A 20,377-nucleotide genomic window follows, 5' to 3' on the forward strand; every position below is an offset into this window, starting at 1 on the left:
CAGATAGAAAAAGTAGAGTACGTTAACATGCGTCCGACGATAGCGGGCCTCGGCGCGGGATGTATTTCTGCCCGGGCCGGCATTCACGCTATTCAGATCTCTCAAGGGTGAAGGTGATCCTGTGGCAAGGCGCCCGTCCAACGATACCAGTTCGCGTCCGGTCTCCATGGCCGACGTCGCCCGCGCTGCTGGCGTTTCGCAGCAGACGGTTTCGCGCGTCGCCAACGGCTTGCCCAACGTTAACGAGCAGACGCGCCAGCGCGTGCAAGCCGCTATGCAAGAGCTCGGCTTCCGTCCGAGTTATGCCGGTCGCTCGCTGCGCGACGGCCGTTACCATTCGGTCGGGCTGTGCGTCAACGATGTCACCAAGTTTGGGAACCTCTCAATGATCGACGGCATCGCCAGCGCGGCCCGCGAGCACGGCTGCGCCATCACGCTGGTCGAGATGTCCAAGAGCGAGGAGTTTTCGCTTGCCGAGGCCACGCGTCGTATGGCCGCGCTGCCCGTGGACGGTATCATCATCGGCATGAGTCGCATGGCGCCCGATTTCGAGACGTTCGATCCGTTGCCGGGCATTGGAACGGTCATCGTTACCATGTACGCGCATCCGCGCGTGACCACGGTCGATTCCGACCATTACGGCTGCTCGCTATTGCTTATGGATCACCTGTTTGAGCTGGGGCACGAGCAGATTCGCTATATTGGCGGCCCGTCGTTCTCGGTCGACGAGCAATTTCGTCGCGCCGGTTGGCAAGATACACTCGAGCGTAAACACATCGAGACGGTAGAGCCACTCGAGGGCGACTGGTCTGCCAACAGCGGCTACGAGGCCGCTCGGTACTTGGCTGAGCACGACCGCACCATGACGGCGATTTACGCGGCAAACGACCAGATGGCAAACGGCGCCATTGCCGCGCTGCGCGATAGCGGCTTGCGCGTGCCCGAGGACGTGAGCGTGGTGGGCGTCGATGACTCGCTCGACGACTTTGTCGCACATAACGAGCTCACGACCGTTCGATTCGATCTGCATCAGCGCGGGCGCGAGGTGTTCGAGCGCGCAGTTCCCAAGGCGGGGGCATCGGACAAAACCGTCGCCATTCGTATTCCCGGTCAGCTCATCGTTCGACACACCACGGCAGCGCCGCGCGCATAGTTTTCGCAGGTCAACGGCTCGGCGTTGCATATCAATAACAATCGGTAAGGATGCCGGCAGATAGCCGTGACTATGAAGGCGAGTGCTATGATAGACGGGTTCATTTGTCTATCTAGGAGGCTTTGCCTGATGGAGATCACCAAGGATATCCGCTACATTGGCGTTGACGATCATGACATCGACCTGTTCGAGGGCCAGTACGACGTGTCCGAGAACGGTATGGCATACAACAGCTACGTTATCTTGGGCGAGAAGATCGCTGTCGCCGATTCGGTCGATGGCGGATTTGTCGACGAGTGGCTCGGCAACCTCGAGACCGTACTCGACGGCCGCACGCCCGACTACCTGGTCATCCATCACATGGAGCCCGATCACTCCGCCGGCATCGCCGCCTTTATGGAGCGCTATCCCCAGGCGCAGATTGTGGCAAGCATGGGCGCCTTCCGCATGATGGTCAACTACTTTGGCACCGACTTCCCCGAGCGCAAGATGGTTGTCAAAGAGGGTGACGTGCTTGATCTGGGCGGCCACAGCCTGACCTTTGTCGGCGCCCCCAACGTTCACTGGCCCGAGGTACTCTTCTCCTACGAGGCTACCGACAAGGTGCTCTTTAGTGCCGACGGCTTTGGCAAGTTTGGCGCTAACGACATCGAAGATCCTGAAGGGTGGGCCTGCGAGGCGCGCCGTTACTACTTTGGCATCGTGGGCAAGTTCGGCAAGTTTGTGCAGGCCGTGCTCAAGAAGGCCGCCGACCTGGACATCCAGATCATCTGCCCGCTCCATGGTCCCGTTCTTACCGAGAACCTGGGCTATTACCTCGACACCTACAACACCTGGTCGAGCTATCAGCCCGAGGACGAGGGCATCACGATTGCCTACGCGAGCGTCTACGGCCACCTGAAGGCCGCCGTCGAGGAGCTCGCCGCAGCGCTCGAGGCTCGCGGCCAGAAGGTCTCCGTTTTTGACTTGGCTCGCGACGACATGGCCGAGGCCGTTGAGGACGCGTTCCGCTACGACCGCCTGGTGCTCGCCTCCATCACCTATCAGGGCGAGATCTTCCCGTTCATGAGCACCTTCATCCACACGCTCGCCGAGCATGCCTATCAGAACCGTACCGTGGCGCTTGTCGAGGCCGGTTCCTGGGCGCCTGCAGCTGCCAAGGTTATGACCAAGGAGCTCGAGGGTATGAAGGACATCACCCTGGCGCAGAACAAGGTGACCGTCCTGGGTTCGCTCAACGACGCCTCGCGCGCTCAGATCGAGGCCCTCGCCGACGAGCTCTCCAAGTAGCGACACGTTCACTTTTAACGCTCAAACCACCACAAAGGGGACAGGCACCTTTGTGGTGGTTTTCTTTTAGCTGGTGGCGATGATGAGGGCTGGACGTGCGTTGTCGACGATCTCGGCGATTGAGGTGGCGACGGCGTGATCGGGGTCACGGTCCATCACGATGGCGTTGACGTCGGTCAGCTCGGCAAAGCGGTACATGCCACGTCCGTTGACCTTACTGGCGTCCATGAGGGCGACACTTTGACGAGCAGCACCGACCATAGCCGCTTTGGTCTCGGCCATCTGGGGAAAGTCGGTGGTAAAGCCGCAGCCGGGAACGAAAGCGCCAGGGCACATGACGGCAAGATCGGCGTGGACCATTTGGAGCGCCTGCATGGTAAGTGGGCCGTACAGATAGCGATGGCCTTTGCGCAGTGCCCCGCCCAGCATGACGACATCGACTGAGGGCATGCTCTCGTCGATGTAATCGGCAATGGTAATGTCGGCCGTGATGACGGTGATGCCATCGCGCTGGTCGAGGAGCCGAACGAACTCGAGTGCCGTGGTGCCGGAGTCGACAAGCACCGTGTCGCCGTCGTTAACAAGCCTGATAGCGCTTTGGGCAATGGCTTGCTTGGCGGCAACGTTGACGTTGATGCGGCGATCCTGCGTGGAGACGGTTAGGCGTTTGTGGAGCGACACGGCGCCGCCGTGCGTGCGGCGCAACTTGCCGGACTCGGCTAGCGCGTCCAGGTCGGCGCGGGCGGTGACGGAGGATACGCCAAAGGTCTGGGCGATTTCTGCCACCTGCACCGAGGCGTTATGTTCAAGCATCTCCATGATGGCGGCGCGTCGCTCATCGGCGAAAGCTCGGGTTGTTGCGTGGGCCATAGCTGCTCCATCCTCAGCCTAAATTTGCAGGAATTGTGTTGAGTCTATTTTCGTTCATTTTCTTTTTGAGCAAGTAAACGCCTTTCGATTACTTATCTTTTCTATAAAAGAAAGATGATTCGCTTGAAAACGGTAATGTCGGATAGGGGAATTTAGCCTGAATCCCTTCCGTTTGCTTTTCAAAAACGAGCGTTTTGGCCTGCGTGCCGACGATATCTCGTACATGCGACAGATGCGATTTTCATACAATGGGCGCAGCAAAATGCAAGGTAAAACGCCTTGCGGACACGTACGCCCGATGTCCAGATGCGGGCGAGGGAGAGGAGCAAACGCTCATGGCACTTGTAACCACCGAAAAGATGCTCAAGGACGCTCAGGCCGGCCACTACGCCGTCGGCGCGTTCAACGTCGAGAACCTCGAGTTTGTTATGGCCGTTCTGGCCGCTGCCGAGGAGACCAAGTCCCCCGTCATCATGCAGACCACCCCGGGCACCATCAAGACCGCTGGTCTGGACTACTTCTACGGCATGGTCAAGGCTGCCGCCGAGCGCGCTTCCGTGCCCGTCGCCCTGCACCTCGATCACGGCGATGGCTATGACCGCTGCATGCAGGCTTTCCGCACGGGCTACACCTCCGTCATGATCGACGGTTCGCACGAGTCCTTCGAGGACAACATTGCCCTGACCAAGTCCGTCGCCGACGCTGGCCGCGCCATGGGCGTGCCCGTCGAGGCCGAGCTTGGCAAGGTTGGCGGCAAGGAGGACGACGGTCCCGCGGTTGAGGGCGAGAGCCCCTACACCGATCCTGCCGAGGCCAAGGAGTTTGTTGAGCGCACCGGCTGCACCTCGCTGGCCATTGGCGTTGGCACCAGCCACGGCGTGTACACGAGCGATCCTCACATCGAGCAGTCCGTGGTCAAGGCCATTCGCGACGCCGTCGACGTGCCGCTGGTCCTGCACGGCACCTCCGGTGTGCCCGATGAGCAGGTTGCCGAGGCTGTGAAGAACGGCATCTGCAAGGTTAACTACGCCACCGAGCTGCGTCAGGCTTACACCAAGGGCTTCATGGCCTACATGGCTGAGAACCCCGCCTGCTTCGATCCTAAGAAGCCGGCCAAGGAGGGCATGCGTGAGATCACCGAGCTGGTTAAGATCCGTATGACCAACCTCAACTCTGTGGGCAAAGCAGAGTAACAGCAAGGGTACTCTGATCCCACCGGACGGTTTGGGCGGGTCCCGTACTTAGTTTCCAAAACGTCCTCGCGCATGAAGGCCCCCGTTGTCTCGCTTCTTCGAAGCGTTGACAACGGGGGCCTTCGCGCTGCGGAATGATTTTGGAAACTAAGTACGGGACCCGCCCAAACCGTTCTGCTCAATCGCCCTTGTGGCGTTAGTGCCGGAAAAATAAGACGTTGCTTTTTGCCCCCTGCGGAAAGATTGGGGAACTAAGCCCTCATCCCTCCCAGGTTGACCTACTCGAGGTCGTCGCCCTTGTGGTGTTGGGGCTGAAAGGGTGGGACGCGTGGGTTATTTGGTTGTTAGGGTTAGTAGGTCGTTGGGGGTTTTGAGGTTGTAGGTGGCGTTTGGGATATCTTGGTGTGATCCCCATGCTGCTCGGGCAAAACTGACCCCTGCTGAAGTTGCGCATTGTTCGTCGTAGACGGTGTCGCCAACGTAGACGACGTTGCCAGGATTCGCGCCCGCACGTCGGAGATATTCGAGCATGGGTGCGGGTGCGGGTTTATGTTCGGTTGTGTCTTCGACAAGGATGATGTGCTCAAAATACTTATCGAAACCAAGGGGTGCAATTTCTTTTGCGTATTCGTCGCGCGCACGTGAGGAGACGATGCCAAGTTTGCAGCCGCTATCGGCGAGCGTTGCGATGACTTCAAGCAAACCTGGAAACACGCTGATGGTGCTTTTAAAGCTGGCGGCAACTTGGCACCAGCGATCCAACGTTGCCTGCGAGTAGATCCCAAGTTTCTCAAGGGCATCCTTGCCGGGTATGCCGAGGGCAAAGTCAAGCTCGTGTCGGGGAAGCGTTTTGCTGGTCTCTTCTTGGACAATCTGGACAAGCGATGACAGAACGCTTTCTTCTGTATCTGCCAATGTCCCATCAACGTCAAATACGATATGGTCAAAGTGCTTCATATGATTGCTCCTCTCTGTTGTTTGCCTGCAAGTTTGATGCAGTGACAGAAGAAGGGCTAGCGGGATTTCTGCCTGGTGCTATCGAGATTCTGCCTCGCTGCTCGATAGCTCGAAGGAGTGCACCCCATTTGTTCTCTAAATACCTGGCCAAGATGGCTTGCTGTTATAAATCCGCATTGGCGCGCGACTGTCTGTACCGTTCGCGTGGTGTGTGCCAAAAGTTCGCAAGCACGGTTTATGCGGTATGCGCGTAGATATGCCGCCGGGGTCGTTCCTGCACAAGTTTCGATAATGCGGTAACACTCTCTTTCGCTTACGCCGGCTGCAGATGCCATCTGGGGCACATCTATAGCGGCTGCATAGTTTGCGCGGATAAAGTCCAGGATTGCCTTGAACTGTACGTCGCGGCTGGTCATCCAAGAGGCGCCGTCGGAAGAAAAGAGCGGTTCGGTCTTGGCGTTAATCTGAATCCAGAGCTCTGACAAACTATTTCGAAGCGCCATCTCGTTCTGCGGCCGTTGAAGGTCGTGGCTAAAGGAGCTCTTTAGCAAATCGATAAAGGGCATATCGTCGGGATTGGTGGGCGACCATTTGAGCACATCGACGCCTCGACATTGAAGCAATGGGTTGATGTAGCGCTTTTGGAGACGCCCCGCGGGATCGCCGAGCATCGACGGCTGAAAGATATGCAGCATTTGAATGGCTGGCGCCGAATTGGGTGATTGCAGCGTGCTGTGCAAAACGCCGCCGTTGATAAAGCCGGCGGACCCTTCCTCAAAGCGTACGTGCTCATGAGCCGCGTGCGTTCGATAGTCGATCGCTCCCTGCTCCATGTAGAAAAGCTCAACTTCGGAATGCCAGTGCCAGGGGACGGAATTGCCCGGATAGCGAGCGAATTCTGCGCGTTCGGCAATATAGGGCCAGTCTTCGGCGGTCTCGGGAAACGCTTCCTCGCGTCCTCCGCGGTGCAATTCTATGTGATCCATGTTTCGCATGGCATCAGTATAAAGCGCGATGGGCTTAGATTGCTCTTGCCTGTTCGGGGAACGCCTTGTCTAGGGATGCTTGGAGCTTATCGAAGGATGCTCGCAAGTTGTGGCTCTGGTCGGTTGAGCGTTTGGCTTTTGTGGTGGGGGAGTCGGGGAGGCCGTTTCTCTGTGTCGGGGGGAAGGAGAAAAGGTTTGCATGTTTTAGGGATGGCTGCTGTGCTGCGTCATTGGAAGAATGCATGCTTATGCGGCCTCCTCGATGTCCACCAAAAGATTGCGCGCGAGGTTTGCTGCTAGGTCCCGTGCGTTGGCAGTATTATGCCGCGGCTGCCGCAAAGAAGCGCTAAAGAAAGGCTTAACCTGGTTTAGTGTTACGATGAAACTGCAGGTCAGAGGTATCGAGTAACACTCTTGAAAGGTTTTGAGCTTAAGGGCTTTCTAAGGTTTGTGACGTGGATGTGGCGCGGACGTGCGGAGCGTGTGAATGCTCGCTGTTAGCGCTGCGGCTCTGTGGCGCGCACCTGCTCGATGACCTTTTCCATCGTGGCGTCGATGCGGTCTTTTTTGAGTTCGCATTCCCAGATGGTTATGGGCGTCCAGCCCATTTGAGTGAGCGCTGCCACAGCAGCACGGTCGCGCTCGACGTTGCGACGGAACTTTGCCTCCCAAAACTCAACGTTGCGCTTGGGCTGGCTTGGGTTGCACTTGGGGCAGCGGTGCCAAAAGCAACCGTTGACGAAGATGGCGATCTTGCGGCCGGGGAAGGCGATGTCGGGCTTGCCGGGTACCTTCCATTCCAAACGATAGCCCGTAAGGCCCGCGGCCCGTAGGCGCTGACGTACGAGCAGCTCGGGCTTGGTGTTGGCGCGCTTGTTGCCCTTCATGGACTTTTTGATGGCGGCGCGACGGCGGACCAGTTCGCGCTCGTCAGCGGAGAGGTCCGAGGTATCGATGCCGTCGAGCAGACCGGGCTTGGGACGCTTTTTGCTGCGGCGTTTAGGTGCGCGCTTGGGTTTGGTGGCGGGTTTGTCGGTTGTGTTGGGCGCGGCGTCATCGGCGGAGCTTGCCTCAAGCCGATCTTCCTTTAACTCAATCAGAGCATCAATGAGCCCCTTGTCGGCGGGCATCCATTCCACCGTGGCAAGCGAGGTGCGTGGAATCCAGCGGATATCAAGCTGGCGGTCGTGTTTCTGGGGCTCATCGGATTCATCGGCGAGCGAGCAGTAGTAACACTCCATGGAGAGATGAAAATCGGGGTAGTCATACTCAACGGTGTAGAAATCACGCAGGTTGGTGACTTTTACCTGTAGCTCTTCCATAAGCTCGCGGCGCACGGCGTCTTCGGGTGTCTCGCCGCGCAGAAGTTTGCCGCCCGGGAACTCCCATAGTCCCTGCATGTTGCCGTAGCCGCGCTGCACGGCAAGCAGCTCGTCAGATCCTTCCTTGCGAATGATCCCAGCGGCAACATGAACAGTCTTCAACAGGAGCCCTTCCTCAACATCAAAACGTTCCCTGCACTACCTTACACAACGGTAAGGCAAGCGTAAGCCATATCGATGGTAGCCGACTCGGCTCCTTGCGACTATAGATGCCGTAGACTAATCGCAAGAAAGGACTCGGTATGCAAACCACGCAAACGGCGACCCCGGTACTGGAGGTCGCGCATCTCGAAAAGGTATATGGAGCACTGGGCAACGTGACCCGCGCGCTCAACGATGTCAGCTTTACCGTCAACCGCGGCGAATTCGTCGGCATCATGGGCGCCTCGGGCTCGGGCAAGTCGACGCTGCTCAACTGCGTGTCGACCATCGATAGCGCCACGAGCGGCACCATTCGCATCAACGGCCAGGATGTGACGCGCATGAAGCAGGCCAAGCTTTCGCAGTTCCGCCGCGAGGAGCTGGGCTTTATCTTCCAGGACTCCAACTTGCTCGATACGCTCACGGCGCGCGAGAACATCGCCCTGCCGCTCACCATCGCCCGCACAAACTCGGCAGAGATCTCGACCCGCGTGCAGGATGTAGCCGCGCGTCTGTCTATCAGTCAGGTGCTCGACAAGTATCCCTACCAGATGTCCGGCGGTCAGCAACAGCGCGTTGCCGCGGCTCGCGCACTCGTCACCGACCCAACTATGATCATGGCCGACGAGCCCACCGGCGCCCTCGATTCCAAGAGCGCCCGCCTGCTGCTCGAGAGCCTGGAGGCGCTCAATCGCCGTCTGCGCGCCACCGTGCTCATGGTCACGCACGACAGCTTTGCCGCCAGCTACACGAGCCGTGTGCTGTTTATCCGCGACGGCAAGATTTTCACCGAGCTGCGCCGCGGCGACACCGACCGCCGAGAGTTCTTCGACCGCATTATGGAGGTCGTTGCCATGATGGGCGGTGAGGGCTCCGATGCTCTGTAAACTCGCTTGGGGCAACGTCCGCCGCGCCGGCCGCGATTACCTTGTCTACTTGCTGACGCTCACCCTGGGTGTCACGGTCTTCTATGCCTTCAATACCGTCTCGATGCAGGTCGACATTGCCGGCATCAAGGAGGAGGGACTGTCCGAGCTCATGGGCAGCATGCTCGGCTACCTGACGTACTTTTTGGCCGGCGTCATGGCCTTTTTGATGGTGTATGCCAACAACTTCATCATGAAGCGCCGCAAAAAGGAGTTCGGCCTGTACCAGGTGCTCGGCATGCGCCGCGGGCGCGTCGCCACGATCATGGCGCTCGAGACCGTATTTGTTTCGGTCGGCGCTTTTGTCGCCGGCATTGTGCTGGGCGTGGGGCTCTCCCAGCTCATGACATTCTTTACGGCCTCGCTCTTTAAGACGCAGATCGCTAATTTCCACTTCTTTTTCTCGGTGCATGCGTTCAACCTGACCCTTGCCTGCATGCTCGTGATGTTTGTGCTCACGCTGCTGCTGAACCTTCGCGCCGTGCGCCGCACCAGGCCCATCGAGCTTATGGGTGCCGAGCGTCGCAACGAGAGCATCAAGACGCGCAACCCCTGGATCGCGATTGCCATCTTTGTCGTGGGCGTGGTGCTGGTGGGCGTGGCCTATTACCGTCTGCTGCGCGACGGGTTCCCGCTCACCGCGACGGAGGGTAAGCTGCAGGAGGCCATGAACCAGTTCGGTATCACCACGGCCATGGTTACGGTGGGTACCTTTGCCCTATTTTGGGGACTTTCGGGCATGCTCATCAAGCTGCTGCAGAGCCTGCGCAGCGTGTATTGGCGCGGCCTCAACATGTTTACCGTGCGCCAGCTTGCGGCCAAGGTCAACACGGTGTGCTTTTCGATGGGCGTTATCGCGATGATCCTGTTTCTGGCCATTACCTCGGTGACCTGCGGCATGTCGATCGCCAACGTGATGAACGAGAACCTGGAGCGCTATACGCCGGCGGATATGTCGCAGACGTATATCTATTACGCGTCCGATAGGCTCGACTACTACAAGAAGTATGTCAATCCTTCCGAGGCCGATCGCATGGTGCTGGCAGACGCAACGGTCGATTTGTACTCTGCATGGCACGGTGACCGTATCGATCCCGATAACGTTGCGGAAAGTATCAAGGGCAAGTCGGCAGATAATGGCAACGAGACCGGCAAGAAGGTCAATATCGCCGATGTTGCCGGTGAGCATGTGCAGATCGATTCGTATCTGAGCTACCCGCTTGGCGGCTCGGGCCCCTCGGTGGTGGCGGGTGAGATGTGCAAGGCCATGGGCGAAAAGCTTCCCAAGGCGCTCGAGGGAAGCAACGCCGATGCGATGGGTCTGTTTGTGACGCCGGTGAGCCAGTACAACAAACTGCGCCAGATGATGGGCGAGGAGCCGGTGAGCATTGGCCGCGACCAGTATCTGCTCACGTGTGATATGGGCGGCGAGCTGGTCGACATGTACACCAAGTATATGGCCGGCGGCCATGCCCTTACCTTGGGCGGGCACACGCTCAAGCCCGCAACCGATAAGTCGGACGAAGATACGGCGGCCATCGCCAACTCGGCGATGGGCAGTAATCCGGGTACCGTCGTCGTTGCCGACGAGCTGTTGTCCCAGCTTAACCTGCAGCCGTATGCCAGTAATTTGCTCGTTAACTACAAGCAGGGGATGGATGTGACCAAGGCAGACGAGAGCATAAAATACACCATGCTCGACAATCTGCTCGTTGACGGCAAGGAGCCGGGGTCGTGGGGAACCTTCATCACACGCTCCGAGATGTACACGCAGGCAGCGCAAATGAACGGTCTTATTAGCTACCTAGCCATTTACATCGGCTTTGTATTGGTCGTTGCGTGCGCGGCAATTCTGTCGATCCAGCAGCTCTCCAACGTGGCAGATGGCAGCCGCAGCTATCGCGTGCTGGCGCAGATCGGCTGTGACGACCGCCAGATTCGCCATTCGGTGATGGCACAGCAAGCGGTGTTCTTCCTGTTCCCGCTGGCAGTGGGTCTGGCGCACTCCTTTGTGGCGCTCAAGGTGATCATCGAGCTGGTGAGCACGTTTGGCAACATGAGCATCGGCGGCACGGTGGGCCTCACATGTGCGATTTTCCTGGCAGCCTACGGCGGCTACTTCCTGGTGACCTACCTCATGAGCACCGGCATGGTACAAGCCGCCATCGCCACCCGCTACAGCGAGTAGCGAGCGGGCAAAACCGCCGCATAACCACAGCGAACAAACGCCGCGAAGGAAGCCGGGCCCCCTTCGCGGCGGTTTTTTGCCCGCCTGATGCATCTCAAAACTAAGTGAGTAGACTTTTTTGGATCTGCCGAGCACATTGCGACAAACGCTCAACAAAACCGCAGGTCAGGGCTGTGGCGTTTTGGGGCGTGCTCGGCATCCCGCCAAAAGCCTACTCACTTGGTTTTACTGCTAGAAAACCGCCGCGAGGGAAAGTAGCTCCCTCGCGGCGGTTTTGGCATTTGCCCAGATAAAACCTGCCAAAATAAACCTGTCCCTTTTTGGTAGGTTATCGTTTCCAAAAGTGGAGGATCAGGGTCGTACGGTTTTGCTGCTCGGTTTTGACCAGGATGTTGTGGATGTGGGTCTTGACGGTACCCACGGCAAGGAAGAGCTCGTCAGCGATCTCTTGGTTCGATTTGCCCAACACAACCAGACGCATGACTTCGGTTTCGCGGTTGGAGAGCTTGTAGGCGTTGCGATAGAAGGGCATCTGCTCTTCGATGTGTCGATCAAGATCGCTGACGTTCTTTTCCTCGGGCGCCTCCTGCATGCGAATCGAAAGCACGTGATAGGCATAGATGATCAGCAGAATCGCAAAGTAGCACGCAAAGATGTTCTCGCTAAAGTTGCGCTCGGACAGGTACAGCTGCAGCCAAGAGGGTGCCAGGCTCATGGGAACAACAAGGATGTTGTAGAAATCCTCGGCAACGATGCACCCGACCAGAATGGCGCCGATAATCAGGTGCTTTCGTTGGTTGTTAACGCGTGCCTTCAGCTCGACTTGTGTGCTCTTGCGTGCCGTCCAAAAGATATATAGCCCCACGAAAACAAGGAATACCTGACGCATCGTGTAGTAGAGCCATTGATGAATGGGGCCGTAGGGGACAGCGACGATAATCAGCAGCTCGCTCAGCAAGAACGTTGCGACGGGAATGACAAACTGCTTTTTTGAATGCTTGTCGAGCAAATCCATGGCAATGAGCCAAATAAAAGCCTGCGAAGCGGTCGCCACAAAGGTCCGCAACACAGGCATGTTAATTGAGTAATAGTCGCTGGCTGGAAAACTCTGGTTTTGCAACGTGTATTCAAAAAAGAAGATCTCGGTCATCTCGATGGCATAGCAAATAAAAACGCCGCTGCCATAGATAAAGAAGCGTCGACGAGACGAGGCATAGGCGGCAAGCGAAAGCACTGCCGTCACAATACAGATCACGAGTATCGCTAGGGTATAGAAGAACATCAGGGTGTTCATCTGCCACCGTCCCATCTCATTTCATCTATGGCCGAGCCCTGTATACCTTGTGGGATATAGACGTCTCAACCCTTCGTTCCATTGCGGATTAGGCGCCGAGATACAGCATAGCCGTATACCGTTCGCGGTTCTAGGTAGTAAACCCCCTGCAAGCTGGCTACCTGCGGGTTTATATTGGTTTAGAGGGGGTGTAACTCCGTGAACAGTCTTTAATCCCGAATAAACTAGGTAAAAATTGCATACGGGTGAATGATGGTCTTGTCAACACGAGGCGTGATGTTCGAGCGCCTCATAGTAATAGTCGGCAAGACCGGCGGAAAGGAAATCGACATGGCACTGCCTAAGGATTTCATCGACACCAACGACTTCACCAAAGAGCAGATCCTGGCTATCGAGGATCTTGGCCTGGCAATGAAGAAGGCCATCAAGGTTGACGGTTATTATCCGCACCTGCTCCGCAACAAGAGCCTTGGCATGATCTTCCAGCAGGTCTCCACCCGCACTCGTCTTTCCTTCGAGACCGCTATGACCGACCTCGGCGGCCATGCTCAGTTCTATGGCCCTGGCACCATCCAGCTCGGCGGTCACGAGTCCCTGGGCGATACCGCTCGCGTTATGGGCTCGCTGCTCGACATCATGATGGCTCGCGTTGACCGTCACAAGGACGTCGTCGGCCTCGCCGAGGGCTCCGCTGTGCCCGTCATCAACGGCATGTCCGAGTTCAACCATCCCACGCAGGAGATGGGCGACCTCATGACCATGCTCGAGAACCTCCCCGAGGGCAAGAAGATCGAGGACTGCACCCTGGCCTTCATCGGCGACGCCACCCAGGTCTGCGTCTCCCTCATGTTCATCGCCTCCAAGGTCGGCATGAAGTTTGTCCAGTTTGGACCTAAGGGCCACCAGATCCCCGACGGCGGCCTGCACGTTGGCACCGTCGAGGAGCGCGCCGAGTTCGGCAAGCAGATGATGGCCATCGCCGAGGAGAACTGCAAGGTCTCCGGCGGCTCTGTCGTCATCTCCGACGACATCGAGTGCATCAAGGGCGCCGACTTCATCTACACCGACGTGTGGTATGGCCTGTACGACGAGGAGGTCTCGGGCGAGAACTACATGGACGTGTTCTATCCCAAGTATCAGGTCACCATGGACATGATGAACTTTGCCGGCCCCAACTCCAAGTTCATGCACTGCCTGCCGGCCACCCGCAACGAGGAGGTCGTCGACGAAGTCATGGACGATCCCGAGCGCTCCCTGTGCTGGGTCGAGGCCGAGAACCGCAAGCACTCCATCCGTGCTCTCCTTGCCGCCCTGGGCAAGCGCACCCCGCTCAACGACGAGGGTGTCGAGTACTCCGCCAAGGCTGAGCTCCACGCCGCTCTCGAGGCTCTCGAGCAGCTCTAAGCCTTAAGCCTGCTAAACGCACGTTTGCGGGCGGCGGATGCTCGTCTCCTGTCGCCCGCTCACCGAGGCTCAGGCAATTGCCTTAGTACCTTGGGCCTCGGATCTGTCCAAGACTGAGCGAAGGAGCTCATCATGAGCGACGGAAAGAAAAAGCTTTCCTTTTTGACGGTCATTTCGACCATCATCTGCGTCGTCTTCGTTTGCGAGGCCGCCGCTCCTGCTGCTGCCATTGGCAACCAGCAGTTCTTCTGGTGGATCTTCCTGATCCTGACCTTCCTGCTTCCTTATGGCATGGTTGTTGCCGAGCTCGGCACCACCTATGACGGCGAGGGCGGCATTTACGACTGGGTACGCGATGGCCTGGGCGACAAATGGGGCGCCCGCATCTCGTATTACTACTGGGTCAACTACCCGCTGTGGATTGCCTCGCTGGCTACCATGTTCCCCGACATTTTGGGCATGGTCTTTGGCGTTGAGTTCAACTTGATCGCCAAGATGGGTATCGATCTTGCCTTTGTGTGGATCGTCTACCTCATGGGCCGCTCCAAGGCGGCCGACTCCGAGTGGGTCCTTAACGGTGGCGCCATCATCAAGGTCGCCGTCGCCGTTATCGTTGGCGCTTTGGGCATTTGGTATGCCATGGAGAACGGTTTTGCGAACGACATGTCCGCTGCCACCTTCCTGCCCGAGCTCACCAACACCAACGCTCTCGGCTACCTGTCGATCATCATCTTTAACTTCATGGGCTTCGAGGTCATCTGCACCATGACCGACGACATGGCCGATCCCGCTCGCGATATCCCCAAGGCTATCATCGTCGGTGGCCTGTCCATCGCCGTGATCTACCTGTTCGCTGGCTTTGGCATCGGCGCTGCTGTGCCGGCCGATTCCATCGACCCCGACTATGGCATGATTGTCGCAGTCCAGACCATGGTGGGCGACTCCATGATCTTCAAGGTCATCTGCATCGCCTTCCTGATCACCCTGTTCGCCAACATGGCCGCCTGGTCCTTCGGCGTCAACTCCGTCGCCCGCTACGCTGCCGAGCACGGCAACATGCCCAAGGTCTTCGCCTCGATGATTTCGGATGACGACATGCCCAACGGCGCCAACCTGGTCAACGCCGTCGTTGCCTCCCTGGTGCTGTGTCTGCAGCTCGTTCCCATCGACGCCATCTCCAACGGCGTCTTCTGGATGCTCTTCGGCACCTCCGTCGTCTTCCTGCTGCTGACCTACATCCCGATGTTCCCGGCGTTCCTCAACCTTCGCAAGAACGACCCCGACCGCGAGCGTATCTTCACGTTCCCGTTTAAGGGCGCCATGATGAAGGTCATGCTGGCCATCCCTTGCATCGAGCTGATCCTGGCCATCGTTGCAACGCTGGTGCCGCTCTCCGCCGCCGAGATTGGCGACAAGCTCCCGATGATCGTTATCTTCATCGTGCTTCTGCTCATCGGCGAGGTTGTCCGCGTCGTCAGCGCCAAGGGCCGTGAGACCGAGTACAAGGGCCTCACTCCCGAGCTGGCAGCTCAGCGTCTCGCTGAGGAGGCCGCCGAGGCCGAGGAGAACTAGAGCACCCGGTTCTGGGGCTCCAACCCTCCTCGCGTACCAACGTGCGCTTCGTCGGGCTTGTCGCTCCCGACTCCGGGCACTCTAGCCTCTTCGGAGACGTGCCCAAGCGACAGGTTTGCTAACCATTCCTTGGGGCGGGTGCGAGCGATAGCTCCGGTAACCACCGCCCGCCCCAATCTCTCTTTCGTATCCTTCGTGCGTTTGTCTCCACGCACTTGGTTACGTTGCCGCTCGTCGGTGCGGCTCCGTGAAAACCGGCGCCGGGCGCCCCGACCTTTGCCGGGGAACGGGCGCCTACCATCTCTTGGTTTTAGGCTGCGGGTAATCCGCCCGCGGCAAACGATCGTTCGATTTGGAGGAAATCTTATGCGTACGATCACCGAGTCCGAGTCCACCCCCAAGGCCGACGGCTTCTTTATGCCCGCCGAGTTCGCCCCGCAGGATCGCGTGTGGATGGGCTGGCCCCACCGCACCGACACCTGGGCCCACGGCGCCAAGCCTGCTCAGAAGCAGTATGCCGCCATCGCCCGCGCCATCTCCGAGTTCACCCCGGTCTATATGTGCGCCAACCAGGTCGACTATGCCAACTGCAAGGCCGTCTTCGAGAACGACGAGAACGTCACCGTTATCGAGATGACCACCGACGACGCTTGGTTCCGCGACACTGCCGCCACCTACGTCATCAACGGCAAGGGCGAGAAGCGTGCCAACCACTGGCACTTCAACGCCTACGGCGGCCTCGTCGACGGCCTGTACTTCCCGTGGGACAAGGACGAGCAGATCGCCCTCAAGATGGCTGAGCTCTCCGGCTGCCGTCGCTATCGTCCCGACGACATGATCCTCGAGGGCGGCTCCATCACCGTCGACGGCGAGGGCACCCTTGTCGTGACCGACCAGTGCCTGCTTTCCCCGGGCCGCACCTGCTCTGCGGTTCTGGAGGAGGAAGAGGATCCCGAGTCCATCTGGCCCAAGTTCCACAAGAAGTTTGAGCCCTGGAGCGAGGAACTTCGCGCCTACATGGACGAGCACCTCAAGGATTACCTGGGTGTCGAGAAGGTCATCTGGGTCAAGGAGGGCATCGACCCCGAGGAGACCAACGGTCATATCGACGACGTTGCCACGTTCATCGCTCCGGGCGTCATGGCCTGCATCTGGACCGACGATCCCGAGTATCCGTTCTACGAGCAGTGCCACGCTGCCTACGAGACCCTCTCCAACGCCGTTGACGCCAAGGGCCGCAAGATGAAGGTCTACAAGCTCTGCATGCCCGTGAACCCGCTGTTCATGGACCAGGCTTCCTGCGACACCATCGACGCCGACGAGAACGCCGAGCCGCGCGTTCCCGACGAGCCGCTGATCGCCTCCTACATGAACTACCTGGTCACCAACCACGGCGTTATCGTCCCGCAGTATGGCGACGAGAACGACCAGCTGGCCGTTGACACGCTCCAGAAGATCTATGACGAGGTCTGGGGCGAGGGCGTCTACAAGTGCGTCGGCGTTCAGTCCGAGCAGGTCGTCTTCGGCGGCGGCAATATCCACTGCATCACTCAGCAGGAGCCGTCCGCTTAATCGTCTGACTTTCCGAGGCACCCCATCTCGCCGCTCAAACCGTCGCTCGCGTACCAAAGTACGCTTCGCTCCTCTTTCGCGGCGACCTGGGGCACCTCGAAAACCCAGCCGATCAATCGGACAATCGGCGAATCGAACCATCTTGGGGCATTGATGGTCGGCTTGCCCGATGTCTTGGTCGGTTGGGTTTTCTTTGGGCACTCCGTTGCCTCCACTTCGGAGTGCCCTTTTCTTTGATTGAGTACGCGTCTGGCCTGGGATTTTTTGCGGGTTAGGCCAATTGTTCGCTTGAATTTCCCAGGTCAGACGCGTCTTCAATTGCCGAAAGTTATCGGTCGTGAACGCGACCGTTTTGATCGGAGTATCTATGTACCAGCGTATCGTTATCTACACGCGCCTGTTCCGCGAGCGTTGGTCCAACAATTGCATCCCCTCTTCTCTTTGGGATGGCACCTGCACCGGTGACGCGGCCTGCAACCCTACCTTGGGCTGCGCCTTCGGTACAGATGCCATCCTTTTTGCTGTAGGGGGAGCGTGTCGTGGCAGGTAAAAAGTTCTCCCTGTTCGAGGTCATCCTCTCGGTTATCTGCGTTGTCTTTACCATCGAGGCGGCCGCTCCGGCATCTGCCATGGGTAACGTGCAGTTCTTCTGGTGGATCTTCCTTATCATTACGTTTTTGCTTCCCTATGGTCTGGTGGTGGCCGAGCTGGGTACGGCGTTTGATTCCGAGGGCGGCCTGTACGATTGGGTTCGCTTGGGCCTGGGCGACCGTTGGGGCGCCCGCTGCTCTTGGTGCTACTGGGTTAACTTTCCGCTGTGGGTGGCAAGTATCGCCTGCATGTTCCCCAGTGTCATTAATGCGGTGTGGGGTATCGAGTTTTCACTCGGGATCCGAATCGCCATCGAGATTGTCTTTGTGTGGGGCGTCACGGTCATGGCAATGCAGCCGGTGGCCGAGGCAGATTGGGTCATGGACGGCGGCGCCGTCATCAAGGTGCTCATTACCGCTGTGGTGGGAATCGTCGGCATTTGGTTTGCCTGCAATAACGGCTTTGCCAACGACATGTCGTTTAAGACCTTCATTCCAGATCTGGGCGACACCAATTCGTTGACGTACCTATCGATTATCCTGTTCAACTTTATGGGCTTCGAAGTGGTGGCGACCTTTGCCAGCACGATGAAGAACCCGTCGCGTGATATCCCCAAGGCGGTTATTGCCGGTGGCGTGGCCATTGCGGCGATCTACATCATCTGTGGCATTGGCATTGGAGCCGCGGTTCCCACCGAGCAGCTTTCACTCGATTCGGGCATTGTGGACGCAGTCGCCGCTATGGTGGGGCGCACCCACCCGCTGACGATGGTCGTGGGCGTGGCCTTTTTGGTGACGCTGTTCGCCAACATGATCTGCTGGAGCTTTGGCGTCAACAACGTAGCGAGCTATGCCGCGCGCCATGGCAACATGCCGCGTCCCTTTGCGTTGGTGTCCAAAAAGACCGGCATGCCCAACGGCTCGGCGCTCATTAACGGCTGTTTTGCCAGTCTGGTGCTGCTGCTCCAGATTCCGCTGGGTGAGGGTTCCGACGTCTTTTGGGTCTTCTTCTCGATGAACGTCGTCTTTCTGCTCATGAGCTATATCCCCATGTTCCCAGCGTTTTGGCGTCTGCGCAAGCACGATAATCGCTCGCGTGTGTTCCGTGCGCCTTTCGAGGGCAAGGTGCTCGCGGTGGCGCTTGCGATTCCCGTGGTGGAGCTCGTGCTTTCGATTGTTGCTACGATTGTGCCACTCAACAGCTCACCTGCCGAGATGGCAAAGTTGCCGATTCTCGCGGGCGTAGTGATTGGCCTGTTATTGGGCGAGGTTTCGCGCCTCATATCGCGCCGCGGCCGAAGCGTCGACAATCCCGGCGTTGGTGCACGGGGGTCAGGTTACTTTGCACCAAAACAGTAAGCGCCGCGAGTTGCGCAGCGCTTGGTGCATCTTGGATTACTGTTCGCGGTGCTCGGGATCGGAAACGAGCTTAGGCGCAAAGAAGGGGACGTGGCCCAGATAGGGGCAGCTGTCCGAACGCTCTTCGACGACACAGGGGACGTCATTGTAGGTAAGTGAGTCGCACAGGTGGACGATGGCCTTGGCGGCAGGGGCAACGAGTATTTTGAGCGGTGCGATAGGCGCCATGGCATCTCCTTTCATCGGTGAGACACAGCTTGTTTATCTAAACGATACAGTACGTTTAATCGGTGAGTCTAATCTTGCGGCAAAGAATCTGTCAACATCCTCACGGCATCTAGACAGGGGAGGCGGGCATGAGTTTCGCGTTCTATATCTACACCACGATTATCATGGGTGTGGCTCTGGTGACCAGTGCCGTGGCATTGGTGGTTTGGCTCATGACGCGCCGTCGCGACAGCCTGGTGGCCGCGGCGGGCTTTTTGCTCTACATGCTCGATATGTCGGTCATTTTTTTTGACGAGTACAATCGGCTCAAATACGAATACGCTGTTACCTTTAGCGAGCCGTTGCAGCACCCCTTGCTGCGCTGCGTGCTCAGTATTGCCATCTATGCCTGCGTGGTACTGTGGATGTTTGCGCGCTTGCGCAAAAGGCCGACGTCGCGCATGCTCGGACTTGCTATCGTGCCGTTTTCAATCTTGCAATTGGTGCTGGTGCCTCGCAGCGGTGCTGCCGGAGAGATGCAGCAGTATCTCTTTTGGCTCACGCGTGACCTGGGCAATGTAGGATGTCTTGCCTATGCCGCCTGGCATTACCGGCACAGGGCCACGCGTGTTGAGAAACTCGACCTCGACCGCTCAAAGCTCTTTTGGAAGGTGGCACTCGTTCTTGCGTTTTGCGTAATCGCCGAGGACACCTACATGATTTTGCTCTGCCGCCCCGACTCTCAAAACCCCGTCATCAGCCTCTTTTTGTGGTATCTGTCCGAGCGCAATATCTCCGAAAACGTGCTGCTCGTGGCATGCGCGGTCCAACTCTTTTGCCAGTTCAGCCATATCCTGCGCGTGTATGCCCGTCATCCGCGTGCCGATGAGGACGTGGCGGCCGAGAGCGCACGCTCTGGGGACGATCTAGCATCACGCGTTGTGATCTATGCCGATGCCCATAAGCTGTCGCGGCGCGAGCAGGAGGTGCTCACGCTGGTGCTGAAGGGCAACGACGCCCAAAACATCGCCAGCGAGTTGGTCATCAGCCCTGGCACTGTCAAGGCGCACTTGCATCGCATCTACGTTAAAAGCGGTGTCTCCAACCGAGATGACCTCATAGATGCCTTTTGGCGTTCCTAGTCCTATTCTTCCTTGCATGCGGGTCTTGCCGTGTGGGCGGGCACGCCGTTGGGCGTAATGACGCGGTAATAATCTCAGACAATAAACCTGCAGGTAAAGCGTGTAAACCTGCTTAAACTGACCGTTTGCGATCCCTGGCCTTGGCACGGAT

At 58.1% G+C, this 20,377-nt stretch carries 16 protein-coding genes; 10 read left to right on the top strand and 6 right to left on the bottom strand.

All coding sequences use genetic code 11. From position 1 onward, the window contains the following. Positions 1 to 166: 166 nt before the first annotated feature. The gene (locus DWZ15_RS02385; protein ID WP_118449258.1) at positions 167 to 1,153 is read left to right on the top strand and encodes a LacI family DNA-binding transcriptional regulator; all 987 of its coding nucleotides are present in this window, start codon (positions 167 to 169) and stop codon (positions 1,151 to 1,153) included. A gap of 129 nt (positions 1,154 to 1,282) precedes the next feature. Continuing rightward, positions 1,283 to 2,443 carry an FprA family A-type flavoprotein gene (locus DWZ15_RS02390; protein ID WP_118449155.1) on the top strand — a complete coding sequence of 387 codons (1,161 nt, stop codon included), beginning with the start codon at positions 1,283 to 1,285 and terminating at the stop codon, positions 2,441 to 2,443. Positions 2,444 to 2,509: 66 nt separating this feature from the next. Here the strand turns inward: DWZ15_RS02390 and DWZ15_RS02395 are convergent, their stop codons facing one another. Continuing rightward, on the bottom strand, positions 2,510 to 3,313 hold the full coding sequence (locus DWZ15_RS02395) for a DeoR/GlpR family DNA-binding transcription regulator (protein ID WP_118449157.1): 804 nt from the start codon (positions 3,311 to 3,313) through the stop codon (positions 2,510 to 2,512). Positions 3,314 to 3,648: 335 nt separating this feature from the next. Here DWZ15_RS02395 and DWZ15_RS02400 point away from each other — a divergent pair, with 335 nt between their 5' ends. After that, positions 3,649 to 4,506, top strand: coding sequence for a class II fructose-bisphosphate aldolase (locus DWZ15_RS02400; RefSeq protein WP_022095149.1), 858 nt, complete (start codon positions 3,649 to 3,651; stop codon positions 4,504 to 4,506). A gap of 333 nt (positions 4,507 to 4,839) precedes the next feature. On the opposite strand, the gene DWZ15_RS02405 is transcribed toward DWZ15_RS02400, so the two are convergent. The 3 genes from DWZ15_RS02405 to vsr form a co-directional block, all read right to left on the bottom strand. After that, positions 4,840 to 5,463, bottom strand: a complete 624-nt coding sequence (locus tag DWZ15_RS02405; protein ID WP_089572377.1) for an HAD family hydrolase — start codon at positions 5,461 to 5,463, stop codon at positions 4,840 to 4,842. Positions 5,464 to 5,519: 56 nt separating this feature from the next. Continuing rightward, entirely contained in the window at positions 5,520 to 6,449 is a 930-nt protein-coding gene (locus DWZ15_RS02410; RefSeq protein ID WP_158572478.1) for an AraC family transcriptional regulator, read from the bottom strand. Between the two features lie 497 nt (positions 6,450 to 6,946). Continuing rightward, positions 6,947 to 7,933, bottom strand: a complete 987-nt coding sequence (gene vsr, locus DWZ15_RS10650; RefSeq protein ID WP_233514497.1) for a DNA mismatch endonuclease Vsr — start codon at positions 7,931 to 7,933, stop codon at positions 6,947 to 6,949. Between the two features lie 140 nt (positions 7,934 to 8,073). On the opposite strand from vsr, the gene DWZ15_RS02425 reads away from it, so the two are divergent. Both DWZ15_RS02425 and DWZ15_RS02430 read left to right on the top strand, forming a co-directional pair. Beyond that, positions 8,074 to 8,859 (top strand): ABC transporter ATP-binding protein, encoded by a 786-nt coding sequence (locus DWZ15_RS02425; RefSeq protein WP_089572375.1) that lies wholly within the window; start codon positions 8,074 to 8,076, stop codon positions 8,857 to 8,859. Then, complete coding sequence (locus tag DWZ15_RS02430; RefSeq protein ID WP_118449161.1) at positions 8,849 to 11,086, top strand: ABC transporter permease; 2,238 nt, start codon at positions 8,849 to 8,851, stop codon at positions 11,084 to 11,086. The genes DWZ15_RS02425 and DWZ15_RS02430 overlap by 11 nt, the downstream gene beginning before the upstream one ends. A 328-nt stretch (positions 11,087 to 11,414) precedes the next feature. Here the strand turns inward: DWZ15_RS02430 and DWZ15_RS02435 are convergent, their stop codons facing one another. After that, a complete protein-coding gene (locus tag DWZ15_RS02435) occupies positions 11,415 to 12,380 on the bottom strand; it encodes a response regulator transcription factor (RefSeq protein WP_158572479.1) in 966 nt (321 codons plus the stop codon). Positions 12,381 to 12,710: 330 nt separating this feature from the next. Between DWZ15_RS02435 and ptcA the strand changes: the two genes are divergently transcribed. The 4 genes from ptcA (at position 12,711) to DWZ15_RS02460 (ending at position 18,877) form a co-directional block, all read left to right on the top strand. Further along, positions 12,711 to 13,784 (top strand): putrescine carbamoyltransferase, encoded by a 1,074-nt coding sequence (ptcA, locus tag DWZ15_RS02440; RefSeq protein ID WP_117583532.1) that lies wholly within the window; start codon positions 12,711 to 12,713, stop codon positions 13,782 to 13,784. A 132-nt stretch (positions 13,785 to 13,916) separates the two neighbouring features. Beyond that, positions 13,917 to 15,356 carry an APC family permease gene (locus tag DWZ15_RS02445; RefSeq protein WP_117583531.1) on the top strand — a complete coding sequence of 480 codons (1,440 nt, stop codon included), beginning with the start codon at positions 13,917 to 13,919 and terminating at the stop codon, positions 15,354 to 15,356. 366 nt (positions 15,357 to 15,722) lie between these two features. After that, positions 15,723 to 16,928, top strand: a complete 1,206-nt coding sequence (locus DWZ15_RS02450) for an agmatine deiminase family protein (protein WP_117635777.1) — start codon at positions 15,723 to 15,725, stop codon at positions 16,926 to 16,928. 539 nt (positions 16,929 to 17,467) lie between these two features. Beyond that, positions 17,468 to 18,877 carry an APC family permease gene (locus tag DWZ15_RS02460; RefSeq protein ID WP_118449165.1) on the top strand — a complete coding sequence of 470 codons (1,410 nt, stop codon included), beginning with the start codon at positions 17,468 to 17,470 and terminating at the stop codon, positions 18,875 to 18,877. A gap of 36 nt (positions 18,878 to 18,913) precedes the next feature. On the opposite strand, the gene DWZ15_RS02465 is transcribed toward DWZ15_RS02460, so the two are convergent. Continuing rightward, a complete protein-coding gene (locus DWZ15_RS02465) occupies positions 18,914 to 19,105 on the bottom strand; it encodes a hypothetical protein (RefSeq protein ID WP_117640166.1) in 192 nt (63 codons plus the stop codon). Positions 19,106 to 19,233: 128 nt separating this feature from the next. On the opposite strand from DWZ15_RS02465, the gene DWZ15_RS02470 reads away from it, so the two are divergent. Beyond that, a complete protein-coding gene (locus tag DWZ15_RS02470) occupies positions 19,234 to 20,226 on the top strand; it encodes a helix-turn-helix transcriptional regulator (RefSeq protein WP_118449167.1) in 993 nt (330 codons plus the stop codon). The last annotated feature ends 151 nt before the right edge of the window (positions 20,227 to 20,377 follow it).

This window comes from Collinsella sp. AF29-7AC (assembly GCF_003475665.1).
Lineage (GTDB): Bacteria > Actinomycetota > Coriobacteriia > Coriobacteriales > Coriobacteriaceae > Collinsella.

Bases quoted from the DNA above. Each gene is read 5' to 3' on its own strand.
- DWZ15_RS02385 (WP_118449258.1), top strand. From the start codon at position 167: ATGGCCGACGTCGCCCGCGCTGCTGGCGTTTCGCAGCAGACGGTTTCG.
- DWZ15_RS02390 (WP_118449155.1), top strand. From the start codon at position 1,283: ATGGAGATCACCAAGGATATCCGCTACATTGGCGTTGACGATCATGAC.
- DWZ15_RS02395 (WP_118449157.1), bottom strand. From the start codon at position 3,313: ATGGCCCACGCAACAACCCGAGCTTTCGCCGATGAGCGACGCGCCGCC.
- DWZ15_RS02400 (WP_022095149.1), top strand. From the start codon at position 3,649: ATGGCACTTGTAACCACCGAAAAGATGCTCAAGGACGCTCAGGCCGGC.
- DWZ15_RS02405 (WP_089572377.1), bottom strand. From the start codon at position 5,463: ATGAAGCACTTTGACCATATCGTATTTGACGTTGATGGGACATTGGCA.
- DWZ15_RS02410 (WP_158572478.1), bottom strand. From the start codon at position 6,449: ATGGATCACATAGAATTGCACCGCGGAGGACGCGAGGAAGCGTTTCCC.
- DWZ15_RS02425 (WP_089572375.1), top strand. From the start codon at position 8,074: ATGCAAACCACGCAAACGGCGACCCCGGTACTGGAGGTCGCGCATCTC.
- DWZ15_RS02430 (WP_118449161.1), top strand. From the start codon at position 8,849: ATGCTCTGTAAACTCGCTTGGGGCAACGTCCGCCGCGCCGGCCGCGAT.
- DWZ15_RS02435 (WP_158572479.1), bottom strand. From the start codon at position 12,380: ATGAACACCCTGATGTTCTTCTATACCCTAGCGATACTCGTGATCTGT.
- ptcA (WP_117583532.1), top strand. From the start codon at position 12,711: ATGGCACTGCCTAAGGATTTCATCGACACCAACGACTTCACCAAAGAG.
- DWZ15_RS02445 (WP_117583531.1), top strand. From the start codon at position 13,917: ATGAGCGACGGAAAGAAAAAGCTTTCCTTTTTGACGGTCATTTCGACC.
- DWZ15_RS02450 (WP_117635777.1), top strand. From the start codon at position 15,723: ATGCGTACGATCACCGAGTCCGAGTCCACCCCCAAGGCCGACGGCTTC.
- DWZ15_RS02465 (WP_117640166.1), bottom strand. From the start codon at position 19,105: ATGGCGCCTATCGCACCGCTCAAAATACTCGTTGCCCCTGCCGCCAAG.
- DWZ15_RS02470 (WP_118449167.1), top strand. From the start codon at position 19,234: ATGAGTTTCGCGTTCTATATCTACACCACGATTATCATGGGTGTGGCT.